The following is a 16,083-nucleotide window of genomic DNA, read 5'->3' on the forward strand; positions in this document are numbered from 1 at the left end:
AAAAGTTAGTTCCATCTGATTCAGGTTTCTATATGGCCCAACACTTCCGCTAAGTAATCAAACAATGCTCGGATTCGCAAAGGTGTCGGGCCCCGCTGTGGACGATATAAATACAGGCGCCAAACGGGAGAGGTTTCCTTATGAAGTATCTGAATGAGCTTACCACTCCTAAGCCACGGCAAAACTAGAAATCCAGGCATGTGTCCGAATCCAACTCCAGCGAGAATAGCTTGAAATTCAGCTTCTAGATCATCTGTAATAAAACGAGGCTTTGATGGCGTGAAGCTTCGACTTTCGGTGAATGTCCATGGCCAGTAACGCCCTGTTTTATGATCGAATAGTGCTGTTAGAGGGTATTTATCAAGGTCAATAATTTTTTTAGGCATTCCGACCTTATCAATTAACTCTGGCGTACCCACAGAATAAAAGTTCACTTTAGCCAATTCCCTTGCCACATATCGATTGTCCGGCAAAAATCCAAATCTGATCCCGATATCTATCCGCTCATCGATCACATCCGAGTGTGAATCTGTTAGCACACAATCCACGACAATATCTGGATAACGTGTGGCAAATTCTGCTAGTGCGGGTACTACCAATTTGCGCCCTAACACAGACGACACAGTAAGACGGACAGTCCCATGCATTTCATCTCGTTTTTCCTTGGTGTCTTTTACAAACAAAGCATCGATCGATCCCACCGCAAAACGTGCTTGCTTTGCCAGACGCTCACCATCAGCGGTAATTTTAATTTGTCGAGTACTCCTGTAAAACAGGATCTCTCCGCGCTGCTCTTCTAGTTCTTTTATTGCCCGTGTCACTGCCTGTGGGGAAATACCCAGCTGAGTTGCTGCCTCTTTAAAATTTCGAGACTCTGCTGCGACACAAAAGATACGCATCATTTCCAATTTGTTATGCATGTCCAATCCTGTGTTATGGCAATTATTCCGTAAATAGGAATTCTGAAAGATAATATTATTCATTTATTATACCTAACAAGGCTGTAATACTTAACCCATCAAATATGATTGACAGATAGGTTTAAGGTTACTTGTATGAATAATATAGAAAATAAAGTTGTTGTTATCACTGGTGCAAGTAGTGGTTTAGGTGAAGCTACTGCTCGCTTACTTGCTAAAAAAGGTGCAAAAGTTGTACTTGGTGCTAGACGTACTGAAAAATTACAGGCTATTGTTCACGACATTCGTGCTGAAGGTGGTCAAGCTGAATTTATTGGTATGGATATAACCAAACCACAGGAAGTACAAGCACTTATTGAAAAGGCATTAAGCGCATTTGGTCAAATCGATGTATTGGTAAACAATGCTGGATTAATGTCTATTGCACCATTAAGTGAGCTAAAAGTTGATGAATGGGATCGTATGATCGACATTAATATTAAAGGTGTTCTTTATGGTATAGCAGCTACACTGCCTGTTTTCCAAAAACAAAACTTTGGACACTTTATTAATCTTGCATCTGTTGCAGGGATAAAAGTATTTAGTCCAGGAGGTACTGTTTATAGCGGTACTAAGTTTGCTGTAAGAGCCATCTCTGAAGGACTTCGTCATGAAGTTGGGGGAACAATTAGAACGACTACTATTGAGCCTGGTGCAGTTGAGTCAGAACTAAAATTCGGTTCTTCTCATAAAGAAAGTTCAGAGTTTGTTACTGATTTCTACAAACAAGCCATACCAGCTGACTCAGTCGCTCGAGCAATTGCTTATGCAATTGAACAGCCTGCGGATGTAGATATTAATGAAATTGTTTTACGCCCAACGAGCCAAGAGTTTTAATGATTGAATAACAAAAAATGGGAGCACCTCGCTCCCATTTTTACTATATTTTTTAAAGTTAAGGACAAATCTATGAAAGCCGTATCGTATGTTATCAATAACCATGATGATTTTAAAAATTCATTGGTAGATATTGAAAAAGCGAAGCCTACGCTTAAGGAGCGGGATGTACTGGTAAAAGTTCAGGCAATCTCTGTGAATCCAGTTGATACCAAAGTGAGAAAAAATTCGTCTGAAGCAAATAATCGTATTTTAGGTTGGGATGCCGTTGGGGAAATTATTGAAGTTGGCTCAAAAGTTACCTCGTTTAAAGTAGGAGATTCTGTTTGGTATGCTGGCGATTTAACCCGAGATGGTAGTAATGCTGAGTTTCAAGCAGTCGATGAACGAATTATCAGTCTTAAACCCATTACAGTATCTAATGCAGAAGCAGCAGCATTGCCATTAACTGCAATAACGGCATGGGAAATGCTGTTTGATCGGTTTCAAATTTCAGAAATAGAAGTTGGCAGTATTTTAATTATTGGTGGTGCAGGTGGTGTAGGATCAATCGCTATCCAACTCCTAAAAGCAAAAACAAATCTGACCGTTATAGCAACAGCTTCACGTGAAGAAACGAAATCTTGGGTGGAATCACTTGGTGCCGACCATGTCATTGATCATAGCAAAGATTTAAATGCACAAATCGAAGCACTATGTATTGAAAAACCAAAATACGTATTCTCTACAAATCATACAGAAACATATACCAAGCAAATAGTTTCTCTGATTGCACCACAAGGCAAGCTTGGATTGATCGATGATCCACAAACATTTGATATTATGCCGTTTAAGACTAAATCTATTTCTATCCATTGGGAGTTGATGTTCACCCGTTCAATGTATGAAACCGATGATATTGAAAAGCAAGGTGATCTATTGCAACAGGTTGCCCAATTAGTTGACCAGCAAAAAATTAGAAGTACCCTGAACCAAAATCTAGGCAAAATTAACGCTGCAAACTTGGAGAAGGCGCATAAGTTGCTTGAATCAGGTAAGTCAAAAGGCAAAATTGTACTAGAAAACTTCTAAACAAATTAAAGGTGAAATAATGACTATTTCAGTAATTGCGAACTTTAAGGCAAAGTCAGATCAAAAAGAGAAGTTAGAAGCGCTTTTAAAAAGTGTAATAGAGCCTACACTTAACGAAGAAGGATGCTTGAAATATGAGCTTTATATTAGCGAAAATGACTCGAGTAGATATTTCTTCTTAGAAGAATGGCGTAGCAGGGAGGATTTAGATATCCATATAGCGTCTGATTATATTCAAAGTTTATTTGATAATATCCAATCGCTCATTGAATCAAGTGATATTGTAGAAATCAAAAAAATATAGCTGTATTCGGACGTTATGATGAAGTATTCTTCAAATTAACATAGGGACTTAGAAAGCTAACAAAAAATGGGAGCTCTAAACTCCTATTTTTTCTGATTTTTTAATAGTAACCTAGGATTCAACAAATTATGCCCCTAAGGGGAGCCACCCATACCCTGCATTTTGACAATAATGTCATCGTTTAGAGGCAGCAAATTTACGAGCATCAGTCGGTACGACTGGTGATTCATATGATATTGCTTTGGCTGAAACGGTGAATGACTTATACAAAACAGAGGTGATTGAATATTTAAAAGCAGATTGGCAAGGTTTAGCAGATGTACAACTTGCGACACTAAACTGGGTAATCGAGAATAAGCGAATTCCTATTCCTGAACACGTACAGCCTGAACCGGAAAAAAGAGGCTTTGGGAGCCGATTCTTTAAGCCGTATGGCTGATTTGATTGTTCACTTGGGCTTATTTGTATTAGTTCAGACTTGATCGTACATTCTTCTTGAAAAAGAGAAAGTTACCCGTACTTTCTCGCTATTCCAGCACTTGATTTCAAAGCCATCCGATGAGAAGCACTGCTTCGTAAAGCGGCTATTTGACGTGCATACAACAACCTGACCGTCATGCGTCCGGTCATTCTTTAATGGCTCAGCTCAATATGTTTGGCAATCAGCTTTCACGACTACCTGAATTTTCAAACTTAGCAAATGGTAATGAGAGCTATGATAGCCTAGCAGCAAAAATCAAAGAAATACTGAGAGATCTAATACAACAAAAGCACTTCTTACCCCATCTAAAGAACCTAGGCTTTAAAGCTTGAGTGTATTGAAGAATACACATATTGTATTCTTCAATACAAAATCAAAATACACCTGAATACACAGATAAAACAGTTGTAGAACTCAAAAGCCAAATCGATTTTTTAAAAAAGCAGTTAGAAAAAGCCGAAGATCGTGAAGCCAAGGCAAACGCTCGCATAGATACACTGCTGACCCTCATTGAAATGAAGCCTCCACAATCCAATATGACTACGTTTACCGATCAGAAACCAGACCCGGATATAGCAACATATCCTCGGTCAGAACTTGAGCCGAAAGATGACGGATTGACTACTCCGGAGCAGACAGAAAATAAGCGGATTCCAGTGCCGGAGCACGTTGAACAGGAACCGGAGAAAAGGGGCTTTTGGAGCCGTTTTTTTAGACCCTATGATTAACCACGATTGTTTAACTAATATGAACAAAGTCGTGAAACATTGGTCAAAGAATAGGCGTGGAACGTGAAAAATCATAAAAAAAGCCCGAACAGGGATGCTCGGGCTATAAACTACAGCATTGATTTCTATAGATAATTATAACGCATTTCGTATAAGGTGTATTATGTTAATTTTAGAAAATTTAATAAAAATTCTCCTGCATTTTTATTTTTCAACCTTAATTAATGAGTCTAGATCTTCATTAATTGCTGTTTTTAAGCCCCTTCGTTCCAGCCATTTACGTCCCCAAAGGCTTAGTTCTAAGATTAAGTGATGAAGCTCTTTTCCTTCTTCACTTAATGAATATTCGACTTTTGGTGGGACAACCGGGTACACCGTTCGAATCACTAAACCATCTTCTTCTAATTCTCTCAATTGTTTCGTGAGTAATCGTTGATTAATGCTTGCTAAATGGCGCTGCAGCTCACTAAAGCGTAATGTTCCATCCTTAAATAGATGAAATAAGATAACGCCTTTCCATTTACCACCTAGAATATGTAGAGCTGCTTCCATTGAACATCCGGGAGCAGAATCATAATTACGCAATTTAGTCATAAAATCTTATGGTTACCTTTTGGTAAGTACTGGAATATTTTTAGTGTATAAACACTTTTTATAATTATGTAGCATTACTGCAGGTAATTACAAACTCTATGGTTAAAAATGTCAGCTCTTTTATTTCAACCGATTACTATCCGGAATACAGAATTTAAAAACCGAATCGCAATGTCTCCGATGTGTATGCATTCAGCAACAATGGATGGGTATGTGAATGATTTTCATGTAGTTCATTATGGTGCTCGTGCTCTTGGTGGCGCTGGATTAATTATGCTCGAAACTGCATCAGTTTTACCGAATGGCCCTATTGGACCAGGTGACATAGGTATTTGGGATGATAGCCATATTGATGGTTTAAGCCGAGTTATTGATGCAATTCACCGTTTTGGGGCAAAAGCTGGTGCTCAGCTTGGTCATGCTGGACGTCAACTTGGTATCGATTTACCTTCTATTGCGCCTTCAGCAATTCCTTTCACTGCTGATTCACGTGTTCCGCAAGAAATGACGATTGAGCAGATTAAAGAAGTTGTTGAAGCCTTTCGTGAAGGAACTAGACGTGCTATTAAAGCTGGTTTTGATGTAATAGAAATTCATTGTGCTCACGGCTACTTATTAAATGAATTTTTATCACCATTAGCCAATAAACGTACTGATATGTATGGCGGTAGTCATGAAAATCGGTATCGAATTGTCCGAGAAGTGATTGATGCTGTTCGTAGTGAGTGGAATGGCCCTCTATTTTTACGTATTTCTTCAACTGACTATCTTGAAGAAGGAAATAAACCCGAAGATTTCCTTATCTATGGCCAATGGATGAAAGAGCAAGGCATTGACCTGATCGATTGTTCATCAGGTGGTATTGCTATGGTTCCTGTAAATACATACCCAAATTATCAAGTTCCAGCCGCAGAATTATTGCGTAAAGAACTTAATATTCTGACAGGTGCTGTTGGTCTTATTGAAACAGGCCGTCAGGCTGAAGAGATTTTGCAAAATCAGCGTGCTGATATTGTCTTGATTGGTCGTGAAATGTTAAAAGACGCATTCTGGCCACGTACTGCGGCAGATGATTTGAAAGTTAAGATTGATGTTCCACCACAATATACCCGTTATGGTTCAGGATGGCAGCGTAGTCAACCAAGACCAAGTGCAGCTCCTTTAGATATATCAGTTGAAAAAAGTGTATAAATTAATATCTTATATTCAAATAATTTCTATATTTTGAATATAAATCAGAAATTTTATCTTAGATAAAGTTTCTGATTTTTTTTGATATATCAGCTAATTTTTTGTTCTATTTAACATAATGGGCGTTATACGAAATGAACAAATTGAAACATATAAAAATCAAAAACTTATGCTATAAATAATTTGCTCGACGATGTCGAAAAGCCGACTTGGAAACAAGTCGGCTTTTTTATGAGCAGTTTTGATATATTTTGCCAATAAAATTGGTTAAAAAACGATCAAATCGTAATTTCCTTCCGATTCCTTAAGGCTTCCATTTCTGAATTTATCCCCATTTCTTGCGGATAAGCTTTGGGATAATTTTTGATGATTTTTTGTACGCTTTGGCTTACAGCATTTTACGAAATTGTTTGTATCCAAGCACCAGTGAAGTCCCTATGATCGATCTATATAAACAAGATGTTCAATGACTTAAAACAAGAATAATCAGTCAGACACCATGACCATTAGGTAGTCAGCCCTACCTATGCGCTCCACCCCGAAAAATCCCGACATGACGTCGGGATTTTTTATTGTCATTTGAATAATAATTCAATTAAGCATAAAATATAGATTGTAATCTATATTATGGTTGTAATATGTGGACAGTCATTACAACGGATCTGTTTAACGAATGGCTTGCACAGCAAGATCAATCTACACAAGAGAAAGTACTCGCAGCGTTGGTCGTTCTACAGCAACAGGGACCAAGTTTAGGTCGTCCTTTAGTAGATACCGTCTATGACTCCAAATTTACCAATATGAAAGAGCTACGTGTTCAGCATCGAGGTAAACCACTGAGAGCCTTTTTCGCGTTTGATCCTTTACGACAAGCTATTGTGCTGTGTATCGGTGATAAAGGCGGTAAAAAGCGTTTTTATAAAGAGATGTTAGATATTGCCGATCAGCAATACGAAATTCATCTTTCAACTTTAGGAGATCAATCTAATGGCTAAGACCCTACAAGAATTATTGGCTAATCGCTCTCCAGAGAGTCAAGCTCGTATTCAACAAATGGCGGATGAATTATTGTTGGAAACTCAGCTTCACCTTATTCGTGAAGAGTTAGAGATTTCTCAAAAAGAATTGGCTGCAACCCTTGGAATCAAACAGCCTTCATTGTCAGCAATCGAAAATCGTGGTCATGATCTTAAAATTTCAACGATGAAAAAGTATGTCGAAGCAATGGGCGGAAAACTTCGTATTGATGTAGAGCTTCCAACAGGAAAACACATAGGATTCAATGTCTAATAATAAACCTTTGAAAAATAGTAGTAAATTACTTGTTAACTTGGACAAGTTTATATTTTTAGTCAATGCTGCTGATAGCCTAGAGGAAATTGAAATTATTAGAGATTTATGCTGTGACTATTTTTCACATTGTAAGAAGTCAAGCTATTACACTGATATTTTCGACAATGCTTATTGGATAAAATATTACGAAATAACTTAATCTTTCCAGATTCGCATAAGAGATTTTATGCTAAATAGATATGAGAAAGGCCATAAATTGTGACTTTCTCATATACGAAGAGAGAGCTGAGAACTTTCGTTTTATTGATTTATTCAAAATGAAGCTGATATTGATGTGTGGTGATTTTAATTTTTAGTTGCTTATATTTTCTTTTCGTAGCGCTCAGAGCTGAATTAGACACTTCTGTATAAAATATAGGATCATTCATCAAATCAGAAAATAATTTATATCCAATCAATAATTTACTGTATTTATTCCCATCTTTGAGATTCGTTTCAATTAATTGATCTAAATCTTTTACAGAAAAACTATACATATTAGCCTCGATAGAGTGTTTCTGAACGGACACCATACAGGGTTGGCGATGGAACTAAAGTTAAATTAGGTATTGATATATGCAATATTATTGTAAAAATAATAGATTAAACTTATATCGAGGCTAAACTTTACTCCTTTAATAGTAAAAATCTTATTCAGGATCCAAGATATATCCTTCTAAAAGACTTTAGTCCTTCTCTTTTTCAAGTCAAATTTACCCGTAATTCTGGCTAGAATACTCTCTCAAAATTGCATATACCCTATATTTATCTTGATATAAGGTCTTTTCTATAATTTTTTGGATATCTTCACTAGTCCATTTTTGCTGCTTAGCTTTAAAAATGAACTGTGATTGCAGAACAAATGAGTGTTCACCTTTTCTTAAATAAAGATTCTTGACTTTTTTTTGCATAAGAAACAATTCAATAACCTATACTCTTAAACTTTATACTAGTTGGGAAAAATTTACTTTTAATTATAACTTAATAAAACACTTAACTTGTAAAAAAAAAACTAAATTTCAGTTACTTAATAGACAAAAAAATATTATTATTTTTGTATCAGTAATGTTTGATATTCTTTGGATTGTATGTTGTGGGTTCTTATAGTATTTCTAGGTTTAATCAGTACACTATTAATTATTTCCATATTAAAAGAGTATTTTAAGAATCCTTTCAAATAGAAGAATAAATTCTAGTTTGTTAAGGCTTTGTTGCACAAAGATTTAAAAGTTAAGACTTCTCATATCTACTCAAATTTAAGTGACAACTCGGGTATGAGGTCTGCCTAAGTCCGTAAATTTATTTAATACTGCCATACGTGCATGAATCTCATTGACTTGGCTTTGAAAATTTCTCGCACTGAGTTTATTCCCTAATAATTTGATGCAATGCATCTTGGTTTCAACCAAACTTCGCCGATGATAGCCTGACCATTTCTTCCAAATAGTTCTTCCTAAACGTTTAACTGTTCGAAGCAACTCATTGCGTTCTAGCGAGCCCATCTTTTTATCTTTCCATGGCTTCGCATTTTTTCTTGGTGGAATCACTGCATGTGCTTGCCGATCCGCAATGACCTGTCGGCACTATTTGGTATCATAAGCTCCATCGGTATAGACGGAGTCAACTCTCTCATCTTGTGGAATCTGATCGAGTAAATCACCAAGTACCTGTGAATCACTCACATTGTTGGTTGTGAGCTGAACAGCGCGTATTTGTAAGGCTTTAGCATCTATACCAATATGTAATTTACGCCATTGGCGACGATATTCAGGCTGATATTTTTTACGCTTCCATTCACCCTCATTTGTGGACGCAATAAAGCAATTTGATCTTCTGCCTCAACTTGATCGTCACCTAGAGTAAAAACTCCTTTAACGGTATTTTCTTGATTGAAATTACGATCAATAAAATCTTTATTATAGACTAGAGTTTTTATTGGTTCTTCACCAAGCCATTGAAGTAAACAATGTGTGTAGCCTAATGGTTGATCTATAATTCTACAATTGTAGTTTTTCCAGACCCATTTGCCCCAAATATAAAATTTATCTGCTTTAAACCATCTAATTGTGTTGGTACACTATAAGTAACAACATTATTTATATAGACTCCAGTAAGCATAGCTTTCCCTATTTTTAATTTGCACGATTTAAAATTTATTTTTTTAGATTATATAGTTACATACAAATATCATCTACTAATTTTAGAAATATAATAGCCCCATAATAAATAACGGTCGTTTTCTTACATTCCGAACAATATTCTAAAGTGATTTAATTTTTGCCATCCAGTATAAGGTCTTAGATATGAGTCGATTAACTTTTATAAACGGTGCGATTGTTTCTGCGTCTGATGTTCGCAAATCTTGGAGCAAAATTGTTCAATGTGTCAAAGAAAGTCATAAACCTGTTTTTGTTTATACGAAGAATACGCCCGAAGCTGTTGTTCTGAGTTTTGAAGAATTTCAAAACATGCAGGAAATTGTTGAAGCCGTCCGGCGTGAACAGCTAGGACAACAAATGGTTTATGATCTTTTGGATATTAATCAGCTCACTGGTCAACCGATCAAACACATGCTTTTGAACCCCAAAGGTGTATTTGAAGAAGTAAATGGACAAGAAAAATAGCTTTTGAGGATATTAGCGGATTCGAGATTAGAGACAAGCTGATTTAAAAGTCATCTTATATTTATATTCGTTGCACAATGAGCTTTGATTTTCGTGAAATAATAGGAAGTGAAAACATTTTCGTAAGTTAAGTAGCCCTGATGACATAGAGTTGACTAAGTTTATTGAAAATTACAAAGAACGCTTGGATGTCTATAGAACTATATTAAATAATGCACTGGGTAAAGTAATAGACTCACCCCCGGCGCAAACTTAGGAGAATCTCACACATTACCAATGAGTAAAGGACTATTTGAGTTGCGCTTAAAATCTCAAGAAGGTATTGCTCGTGTTATGTATTGCACACTAGTCGGTAAACGCATTGTAATGCTCCATAGTTTTGTTAAGAAAACCCAAAAAACACCTAAGCAAGATCTAAACCTAGCACTTGACCGCATGAAAGAGGTGAAAAATGCGAACACATGAAGAAATGAAAGCACTTGCATTATCTCGTTCAGCAGTGCGTACCGAATACGAACGAATTGAACGTGAAGAAATGCCCTTGCTCGATATGGTACTTACTGCACTTCGAGAGGCAGGTCTATCCCAAGCGCAAATCGCGGAACGCATGGGAACAAATGTACCTGCCGTTTCACGGCTAGAAAAAGCATTGATCACAGGCAAACCATCACCATCTATTACCACATTGCAAAAATACGCTGCGGCAATTGGTAAACATGTTGAAGTGCGTTTTGTCTAAATAAAAAAGCACCCTAGGGTGCTTTTTACCAATTCACTAATCAATCAACTTTACACATTTAGCAACAACATCCTGTGCCTATAGACCCTTATCTTTGAAATTACTGTTATACGCACGATCAATATCTCTTAAGCCTTCTTGAATTTCTGCTTTTGATGCATTTTTGTCTGTTAGTATTTCATTCCTTAAGCTTTCCTTGGAAACCCCTTTAAGCCTTGCATCCATTATAAGAGACTGATTATATGCATCCTTTACACACTCATTGCGCTATTTTAAAGATAATTTATTTGGAGTGCAGTGTGCTTCCCAAATTATTGCAAATTGAATAACCACCGTAGCTATTCTTAGAATTTACCTCTCCGCAATATCCTTTTATATTTTGGAATTGGGCTGAATCAGGATCTTTTAAGGTGCTTAAGATAGCTTCTTTTGACTCTTTTTCTACCTTTGAGCAACCATTAATCCCTACCAAACCAAGAACTAAGCTTAAAAAAATAATCTTTTTCATATAATATCAACACCTTAAAATTAGCTAATAATCCTGTTATGGCCAAATTCATCTTCACTATTATCAAATTGCTCCACGAGCACCAAAAGCTTTAAATCTTTTCGCCCACCAATGCTGTTTTCCTTCCAGTTAATGATTGAAAGCGCCTCATAAAGCGCAAAGTAAGGAACCCCATTGGAATCAACATCCACTAGCAAACCACAACGACCAAATACTAGAAGTTCAAGACAAATTCTAATGAAGAGCTGTTTAAGGCCAAATCCATCATTAGTTGCATTAGCGATAAGTTCTTGAAGCAAAGTACTTTCGATCACAATATTTGGCTGTAGCTTAGAAACCAAACCAATCATCGTACGTAGCGAATCTTGAACCCATAATGGATACTGAGCACGGCTTAGATAAGCTTTATAGATCTCTCCGGCAGTATCACCCTGCTTTTCTGCTTCAATCATGCCAGCCGATTTAGCTAGGTACTTTGTCTGAGCCTGTTTGATCTACTCTTCGCCGACAACGGCGTCACGCATAATCTGCCAGCTTTTTTGTGCAGCAATATACTGCGGATGTTTATCAGTAACTGCCATAAAAACACCAATAAAAAAGCACCAAAAAAGGTGCGTTGTTTAAGACATCCCGCGAATCCTACGAACTCCAACAGATTTTTTGTCGATCGGGAATAAATAAGCGATTGGATATGTACCGGCATCATTCATATGGTCAAAACCAACACTTTTATCTGGCTGCCCATAATCATCATAGATTTGTCGCTCTAAGCATTTAGTAAAGTGAGGACATTTAACAACATTCACAAATAATCTGCGCTCAGCCAATGTATTACACAGCATACCGTTCATTGAGTTAATGCGGTCTTTTACTGCTGGATTTCGACTATTCACATGAACTTTAAAACCTGCCTTTCTTAATAAAGCCAGATCTGTCTCACTAGCATTACTCGACTTTCGATTCTCACCTGAAGCATCGGGATAAACTGCAACCTCGTGATTAGGATATCGCTCTTGGATAGCCTCAATCATTGCTGGAGTATCGAATAGATTAAAGAACTCATCTACCGCATGCATATGCTCACCACGGCGAACATATACCACAGCAGCCATTTTAGTTACGTTGAAGTCCATTCCCACATGAAGAACATCATTAACCTTAACTGTTTCACTTGATGCACTTAGCAACCGGTTAAAACAATAGTAGATGACACCTTGATAGCTCTCAAAGCTTGCTTCATGTTCCTGACTAAATGTCTTAGGATCCATTTTGCGTTTAGCAACAATGATTTCAAACTCAGGAATATTTCCACCTTGTAATGAAGTGTAAGAAAAGCTTTTACAGTCTGGTTCATGCCCTGGCTGACCATCCATGAATGTGTCATAACAATGGTTAAAGCCTTTAGGCGTACCAATTCTTAAAACATGGCCACCAACTCGCTGTTCGCCGTTCACCATATACTTACAGGTAGAAAGCATCGGGCGAAGCACTTCTTCCCATGCAGCCCATTTACAGTCGGCCCATTCATCAATAATTAAGAAAAATAAACCAGATCCACGAAGGTCATCATAGTTATCTAGACCAACGACACGGATAATATGGCCACTTCTTAAAGTAATTGAACATTCAGTTTCATTAGGCTTACCAGCTCGCCAAGATGCTGGAATAGCTTGTTTTAGTCGCTTCCAGAAAACCCGTTTTGCTTGCTTAAAGGTAGGCGCTGCATACCAGATTTCATCCTCTACCGAAACATTCCATTTAGCCGCTAGTCTTGCGGCTCTTCGCATTTCCGCTGTGGCCAAGAATGTTTTACCGAAACGTCGGCCACAAAAAGCATCACGTAATCGGGCTTCTTTTTGCCAGCCCCACAAATAAATATTGGCTTGCTTAGGCGTTAATTGAACTGAACCTTCTGGAGGATTAAAGCATTGGCTCATTTGGTATCTCCTCATCAGGATTCAGCACAAGCTTGTAATCCTCTTCAGGTGGATTTACCTCACGTTGTAACTTCAGAAGTTCAAGTTTTTTAATCTCAAGTTCTACTTCAGCTTTAGTTTGGTTCGCTTCAGAATTACCACCTTTATTATTTTGTTCCCCCTTCTTCTCATAAAACCCTTTCATGATCTTTTGTATTTGGTCCACGATCTTAATTGTCATGGTCACATTGTTTTTTTAGTCCAAAGCAAATCACTTAAAATCTTCAACTGAACAATGTCATTTGCTCCACTGATTTTATTTAGTGGCTGACTCAAATACTCTTCCCGTGTATTTTCGAAAATTTCTTTGAGTTCCTTACTTAAGTCTCTCCCAGCAAACTTTGTAGGGTCATATGACTCTACCTGCTGTCTCGAAACATCAATGTCAAATTCCTCCTTGACGAGACTTACTGTTTCTTGAGGGGTGTTAAACACAGCAAGTGATTGTACAATAAAGAGTTTCTGCTTTTTGTTTAATGTCGCCATTTCTCTCTATCCGTCAAGGTACGTCAAGGAAACATGGCAAAAAAAATGAGCCAAAAGGCTCAGGTAATTACACAGTTTCCACAGCATTTAGAAATATCTAAATCAGAAACAAACGGCGGGTTTTTAGCGACTTTAACAAGCCGCTTAACACTGTCATTAGCTCCCCAGCGCTTAACAACACCGATGAACTCTTCCACATCGTGGCCAGCTAAATAGTGCTTTGGTAAGCCAGTATGATCGCTGTAAATAATCTCACCGTCCGAATCTCGCTCTACACCAATGTGATAGAGCTCATGTTCAAACAAAGCACAAAACTCGTTATCGTTTGCCTTTTCACAAAAGCTTGCATCGATAGTGATTAAGTAAATTGGAACAAAACCGAACCAATCACGCATTTGCTGCTCTTGACGGGCTTTCTTCCAGCCGCCTTGTTGAAACATAATCTTTTCACATTGGCCGAGCACCATGCGCTTAGTTCTCGTATAAGCAGTAGAAGCCCATGCAGAAGCCAAAAACCCCTCATTGTCATGAAGCATCTCAGCGAGATGGTCATGATCTGGATTATGTAAAGGTCCACCAAGTGTAAGAAAATTAGCAACTACCCAATTTTTTAAATCAGACGCAGGTACTATGCGAATCGCTTCCTCTTCATCTGCTTGGTCAATAAAATCAGTTGGAGGAAATGGTGTGATCTGATCCATTAAATATTTGCCTCTTTAAATTTTTTAGCCATTCACTAGCGTATTCAGTCCGTAACTGCAAAGGTCCAGACTCATCAATGCGGCATCTTGAAGCTGTCTCTATGCGAACTACGGTGTAGCCCATCTCTTCAGCCACATCGTAACGATCAAGACTACAAGCTTTATTTTTAAGTTTGCCCTTACGACCGCCAGACCATGGACCACCCGCAATTTCAACTAGTATTCGATACTCAATTAAATGAAAGTCAAACCGCCAGTGCTTAGTAGACTTAAACTGAAATTTCTTTTCATATTTAATTTCCAGATTATCTAAAGTTTCAGTAAATTCTTCTTCTGCCTCTAGATATTTTTGTGTAGGCTTTGGCAGTGGCCAGCTTTTAGGTTTAGTTTTAGGTTCTTTTTTCCGAGTAAGCCAAAAGTATTCTGTAGAATCCATTATTCTTACCCATAAAAAAACCGCCCTTAGGCGGTGGCTAAACTCACAGGCAATATAGTATTACTTCTTAAAAGTTGACTTATAGAGCTTTGAATTAAAGTAATCCGTAATTTCTTTACCTTCGGTTTGAATTTTTTCCTCATTTAAAGGTAAAAAATCTAATTCAGATTTCAAGCTCATATACTCTGGAATAAATTTCTTTATAGGCGGAGGTGGTTTAGGTCCACCTTCTGTAATTTTTTCGATAAATCCAGCTAACCATAAAATATACTCACCTTCTGAATTATGAGGAGGAATCAAACTCACATCTATTTTTACTTTACATTCATCTAATGGTCTACTGAACAATTCAACAAAATCAATAAAATTAAATTTTAATTTAAATTCTGTTCCCTCAATTTCTCTGCGTATACATGTCATAAGTAAGTTCATATTTTCAATACAGTCATGTGAAAATAATTCCTCATCTTTAATTTTGTTATAAACATTTTCCGCAAACATGAGATACTGTGGCATTTCAGCAGCTCCTCATTTTTATAAAGTATTTTTTCTTAAGGTAGTCCTATTATAACAATGTTGCAACAAGAAATTTTCCATTTTTAGTTTAAGGAATTTTTTAAAATTATAAAGACGATTAGATTCAATAAATTAGTACGAATAAAAGCTAGGAAAGTTTGATTTTTCTAATGAGCTTTGAAATGGATTATTGTGTTTAGTTGATCAATTTAAAAAGCTTGCCTAGTAGGCAAGCTCCCCCTTTTTGATATTTGCGCTGATCAACAAGGTTTAGTGTTACCTACAGCAACACACTGATAATACAGAAATATTTAAAAATAAAAAAGCCCACTTCCTATTTTTATTCAGAAATGGACTTAGCGAAAAAAAACGCTTAAACCTGAAATAGGAAATATCTATTCGGAAATATCTCCAACTTCATATTGGCATAATATTTAAGCACTAGCAATAGGGATTGAATTAAAAATATCAAATATTCATATTTAAATAGATAAAGATTTCTTTTTTTAAATGGTTTTATTTTTAGCCTACATAATTTTTTTACTTATCAAGACTTATAAAGAATATGTGCCCATCAATAGGTAATACTTAATAAGGTCT

19 protein-coding genes and 7 pseudogenes are annotated in these 16,083 nt (G+C 36.9%); 13 read left to right on the forward strand and 13 right to left on the reverse strand.

Annotated features, from left to right (window positions below):
* Positions 1-20 precede the first annotated feature (20 nt).
* On the reverse strand, positions 21-920 hold the full coding sequence (locus tag E0D95_RS00110) for a LysR family transcriptional regulator (RefSeq protein WP_005071533.1): 900 nt from the start codon (positions 918-920) through the stop codon (positions 21-23).
* Positions 921-1,055: 135 nt separating this feature from the next.
* Here E0D95_RS00110 and E0D95_RS00115 point away from each other — a divergent pair, with 135 nt between their 5' ends.
* The 6 genes and pseudogenes from E0D95_RS00115 to E0D95_RS00135 all read left to right on the forward strand — a co-directional run.
* Positions 1,056-1,796, forward strand: coding sequence for an SDR family oxidoreductase (locus tag E0D95_RS00115; RefSeq protein WP_005071535.1), 741 nt, complete (start codon positions 1,056-1,058; stop codon positions 1,794-1,796).
* Positions 1,797-1,868: 72 nt separating this feature from the next.
* Positions 1,869-2,867 carry a zinc-binding alcohol dehydrogenase family protein gene (locus E0D95_RS00120; RefSeq protein WP_005071537.1) on the forward strand — a complete coding sequence of 333 codons (999 nt, stop codon included), beginning with the start codon at positions 1,869-1,871 and terminating at the stop codon, positions 2,865-2,867.
* Between the two features lie 19 nt (positions 2,868-2,886).
* Positions 2,887-3,171 (forward strand): putative quinol monooxygenase, encoded by a 285-nt coding sequence (locus E0D95_RS00125; RefSeq protein WP_005071539.1) that lies wholly within the window; start codon positions 2,887-2,889, stop codon positions 3,169-3,171.
* Positions 3,172-3,346: 175 nt separating this feature from the next.
* Positions 3,347-3,517, forward strand: a pseudogene (locus tag E0D95_RS00130) (IS3 family transposase); the annotation flags it as partial.
* A 3-nt stretch (positions 3,518-3,520) separates the two neighbouring features.
* Positions 3,521-3,610: pseudogene (locus E0D95_RS15735) on the forward strand (plasmid replication DNA-binding protein); the annotation flags it as partial.
* A 401-nt stretch (positions 3,611-4,011) separates the two neighbouring features.
* Positions 4,012-4,380 (forward strand): annotated as a pseudogene (locus E0D95_RS00135) (plasmid replication DNA-binding protein); the annotation flags it as partial.
* Between the two features lie 204 nt (positions 4,381-4,584).
* Here the strand turns inward: E0D95_RS00135 and E0D95_RS00140 are convergent.
* Positions 4,585-4,974, reverse strand: a complete 390-nt coding sequence (locus tag E0D95_RS00140; RefSeq protein ID WP_114190237.1) for a winged helix-turn-helix transcriptional regulator — start codon at positions 4,972-4,974, stop codon at positions 4,585-4,587.
* 108 nt (positions 4,975-5,082) lie between these two features.
* On the opposite strand from E0D95_RS00140, the gene namA reads away from it, so the two are divergent.
* The 4 genes from namA (at position 5,083) to E0D95_RS00160 (ending at position 7,657) form a co-directional block, all read left to right on the forward strand.
* Positions 5,083-6,165: an NADPH dehydrogenase NamA gene (gene namA, locus E0D95_RS00145; RefSeq protein WP_114190236.1), complete on the forward strand. Its 1,083-nt coding sequence runs from the start codon at positions 5,083-5,085 to the stop codon at positions 6,163-6,165.
* 638 nt (positions 6,166-6,803) lie between these two features.
* Entirely contained in the window at positions 6,804-7,160 is a 357-nt protein-coding gene (locus tag E0D95_RS00150; RefSeq protein WP_000269903.1) for a type II toxin-antitoxin system RelE/ParE family toxin, read from the forward strand.
* On the forward strand, positions 7,153-7,455 hold the full coding sequence (locus tag E0D95_RS00155) for a helix-turn-helix domain-containing protein (protein WP_001140619.1): 303 nt from the start codon (positions 7,153-7,155) through the stop codon (positions 7,453-7,455). Before E0D95_RS00150 ends, E0D95_RS00155 begins: the two co-directional genes overlap by 8 nt.
* Positions 7,448-7,657: a hypothetical protein gene (locus E0D95_RS00160; protein WP_000069471.1), complete on the forward strand. Its 210-nt coding sequence runs from the start codon at positions 7,448-7,450 to the stop codon at positions 7,655-7,657. The genes E0D95_RS00155 and E0D95_RS00160 overlap by 8 nt, the downstream gene beginning before the upstream one ends.
* A 109-nt stretch (positions 7,658-7,766) precedes the next feature.
* Here E0D95_RS00160 and E0D95_RS00165 read toward each other — a convergent pair whose 3' ends face one another.
* The 4 genes and pseudogenes from E0D95_RS00165 to E0D95_RS15970 form a co-directional block, all read right to left on the reverse strand.
* Entirely contained in the window at positions 7,767-7,994 is a 228-nt protein-coding gene (locus E0D95_RS00165) for a hypothetical protein (protein ID WP_005071544.1), read from the reverse strand.
* 759 nt (positions 7,995-8,753) lie between these two features.
* Positions 8,754-9,299, reverse strand: a pseudogene (locus tag E0D95_RS00175) (IS5 family transposase); the annotation flags it as partial.
* On the reverse strand, positions 9,227-9,532 hold the full coding sequence (locus E0D95_RS15940; protein ID WP_308762356.1) for an AAA family ATPase: 306 nt from the start codon (positions 9,530-9,532) through the stop codon (positions 9,227-9,229). The pseudogene E0D95_RS00175 and the gene E0D95_RS15940, both read right to left, overlap by 73 nt.
* Positions 9,487-9,615, reverse strand: coding sequence for an AAA family ATPase (locus E0D95_RS15970; protein ID WP_005071547.1), 129 nt, complete (start codon positions 9,613-9,615; stop codon positions 9,487-9,489). The genes E0D95_RS15940 and E0D95_RS15970 overlap by 46 nt, the downstream gene beginning before the upstream one ends.
* Before the next feature lie 185 nt (positions 9,616-9,800).
* On the opposite strand from E0D95_RS15970, the gene E0D95_RS00185 reads away from it, so the two are divergent.
* The 3 genes and pseudogenes from E0D95_RS00185 (at position 9,801) to E0D95_RS00195 (ending at position 10,860) form a co-directional block, all read left to right on the forward strand.
* Positions 9,801-10,121: a type II toxin-antitoxin system Phd/YefM family antitoxin gene (locus tag E0D95_RS00185; protein WP_002123990.1), complete on the forward strand. Its 321-nt coding sequence runs from the start codon at positions 9,801-9,803 to the stop codon at positions 10,119-10,121.
* A gap of 255 nt (positions 10,122-10,376) precedes the next feature.
* Positions 10,377-10,586 (forward strand): annotated as a pseudogene (locus tag E0D95_RS00190) (type II toxin-antitoxin system RelE/ParE family toxin); the annotation flags it as partial.
* Entirely contained in the window at positions 10,573-10,860 is a 288-nt protein-coding gene (locus tag E0D95_RS00195; protein WP_114189641.1) for a helix-turn-helix domain-containing protein, read from the forward strand. The pseudogene E0D95_RS00190 and the gene E0D95_RS00195, both read left to right, overlap by 14 nt.
* Before the next feature lie 283 nt (positions 10,861-11,143).
* On the opposite strand, the gene E0D95_RS00200 is transcribed toward E0D95_RS00195, so the two are convergent.
* The 7 genes and pseudogenes from E0D95_RS00200 to E0D95_RS00230 all read right to left on the reverse strand — a co-directional run bounded on the left by E0D95_RS00200 (position 11,144) and on the right by E0D95_RS00230 (position 15,483).
* Positions 11,144-11,368 (reverse strand): hypothetical protein, encoded by a 225-nt coding sequence (locus E0D95_RS00200; protein WP_016653391.1) that lies wholly within the window; start codon positions 11,366-11,368, stop codon positions 11,144-11,146.
* A gap of 38 nt (positions 11,369-11,406) precedes the next feature.
* Positions 11,407-11,949 (reverse strand): annotated as a pseudogene (locus E0D95_RS00205) (DUF4055 domain-containing protein); the annotation flags it as partial.
* Positions 11,950-11,988: 39 nt separating this feature from the next.
* Positions 11,989-13,305, reverse strand: a complete 1,317-nt coding sequence (locus tag E0D95_RS00210) for a phage terminase large subunit family protein (protein WP_114189640.1) — start codon at positions 13,303-13,305, stop codon at positions 11,989-11,991.
* A pseudogene (locus E0D95_RS00215) lies at positions 13,289-13,830 on the reverse strand (DUF2280 domain-containing protein). The gene E0D95_RS00210 and the pseudogene E0D95_RS00215 overlap by 17 nt, the downstream one beginning before the upstream one ends.
* A gap of 59 nt (positions 13,831-13,889) precedes the next feature.
* Positions 13,890-14,531 carry a putative metallopeptidase gene (locus tag E0D95_RS00220; RefSeq protein ID WP_114189639.1) on the reverse strand — a complete coding sequence of 214 codons (642 nt, stop codon included), beginning with the start codon at positions 14,529-14,531 and terminating at the stop codon, positions 13,890-13,892.
* Positions 14,500-14,967, reverse strand: a complete 468-nt coding sequence (locus tag E0D95_RS00225) for a hypothetical protein (protein ID WP_005071563.1) — start codon at positions 14,965-14,967, stop codon at positions 14,500-14,502. Before E0D95_RS00225 ends, E0D95_RS00220 begins: the two co-directional genes overlap by 32 nt.
* Positions 14,968-15,027: 60 nt before the next feature.
* Positions 15,028-15,483, reverse strand: coding sequence for a hypothetical protein (locus E0D95_RS00230; protein WP_005071565.1), 456 nt, complete (start codon positions 15,481-15,483; stop codon positions 15,028-15,030).
* Between the last annotated feature and the right edge of the window lie 600 nt (positions 15,484-16,083).

The organism is Acinetobacter ihumii (assembly GCF_900625095.1).
GTDB lineage: Bacteria > Pseudomonadota > Gammaproteobacteria > Pseudomonadales > Moraxellaceae > Acinetobacter > Acinetobacter ihumii.

What these genes read in the sequence shown, in the direction of transcription:
- E0D95_RS00110 (WP_005071533.1), bottom strand. Translation starts at nt 920, where the DNA reads ATGCATAACAAATTGGAAATGATGCGTATCTTTTGTGTCGCAGCAGAG.
- E0D95_RS00115 (WP_005071535.1), top strand. Translation starts at nt 1,056, where the DNA reads ATGAATAATATAGAAAATAAAGTTGTTGTTATCACTGGTGCAAGTAGT.
- E0D95_RS00120 (WP_005071537.1), top strand. Translation starts at nt 1,869, where the DNA reads ATGAAAGCCGTATCGTATGTTATCAATAACCATGATGATTTTAAAAAT.
- E0D95_RS00125 (WP_005071539.1), top strand. Translation starts at nt 2,887, where the DNA reads ATGACTATTTCAGTAATTGCGAACTTTAAGGCAAAGTCAGATCAAAAA.
- E0D95_RS00140 (WP_114190237.1), bottom strand. Translation starts at nt 4,974, where the DNA reads ATGACTAAATTGCGTAATTATGATTCTGCTCCCGGATGTTCAATGGAA.
- namA (WP_114190236.1), top strand. Translation starts at nt 5,083, where the DNA reads ATGTCAGCTCTTTTATTTCAACCGATTACTATCCGGAATACAGAATTT.
- E0D95_RS00150 (WP_000269903.1), top strand. Translation starts at nt 6,804, where the DNA reads ATGTGGACAGTCATTACAACGGATCTGTTTAACGAATGGCTTGCACAG.
- E0D95_RS00155 (WP_001140619.1), top strand. Translation starts at nt 7,153, where the DNA reads ATGGCTAAGACCCTACAAGAATTATTGGCTAATCGCTCTCCAGAGAGT.
- E0D95_RS00160 (WP_000069471.1), top strand. Translation starts at nt 7,448, where the DNA reads ATGTCTAATAATAAACCTTTGAAAAATAGTAGTAAATTACTTGTTAAC.
- E0D95_RS00165 (WP_005071544.1), bottom strand. Translation starts at nt 7,994, where the DNA reads ATGTATAGTTTTTCTGTAAAAGATTTAGATCAATTAATTGAAACGAAT.
- E0D95_RS15970 (WP_005071547.1), bottom strand. Translation starts at nt 9,615, where the DNA reads ATGCTTACTGGAGTCTATATAAATAATGTTGTTACTTATAGTGTACCA.
- E0D95_RS00185 (WP_002123990.1), top strand. Translation starts at nt 9,801, where the DNA reads ATGAGTCGATTAACTTTTATAAACGGTGCGATTGTTTCTGCGTCTGAT.
- E0D95_RS00195 (WP_114189641.1), top strand. Translation starts at nt 10,573, where the DNA reads ATGCGAACACATGAAGAAATGAAAGCACTTGCATTATCTCGTTCAGCA.
- E0D95_RS00200 (WP_016653391.1), bottom strand. Translation starts at nt 11,368, where the DNA reads ATGAAAAAGATTATTTTTTTAAGCTTAGTTCTTGGTTTGGTAGGGATT.
- E0D95_RS00210 (WP_114189640.1), bottom strand. Translation starts at nt 13,305, where the DNA reads ATGAGCCAATGCTTTAATCCTCCAGAAGGTTCAGTTCAATTAACGCCT.
- E0D95_RS00220 (WP_114189639.1), bottom strand. Translation starts at nt 14,531, where the DNA reads ATGGATCAGATCACACCATTTCCTCCAACTGATTTTATTGACCAAGCA.
- E0D95_RS00225 (WP_005071563.1), bottom strand. Translation starts at nt 14,967, where the DNA reads ATGGATTCTACAGAATACTTTTGGCTTACTCGGAAAAAAGAACCTAAA.
- E0D95_RS00230 (WP_005071565.1), bottom strand. Translation starts at nt 15,483, where the DNA reads ATGCCACAGTATCTCATGTTTGCGGAAAATGTTTATAACAAAATTAAA.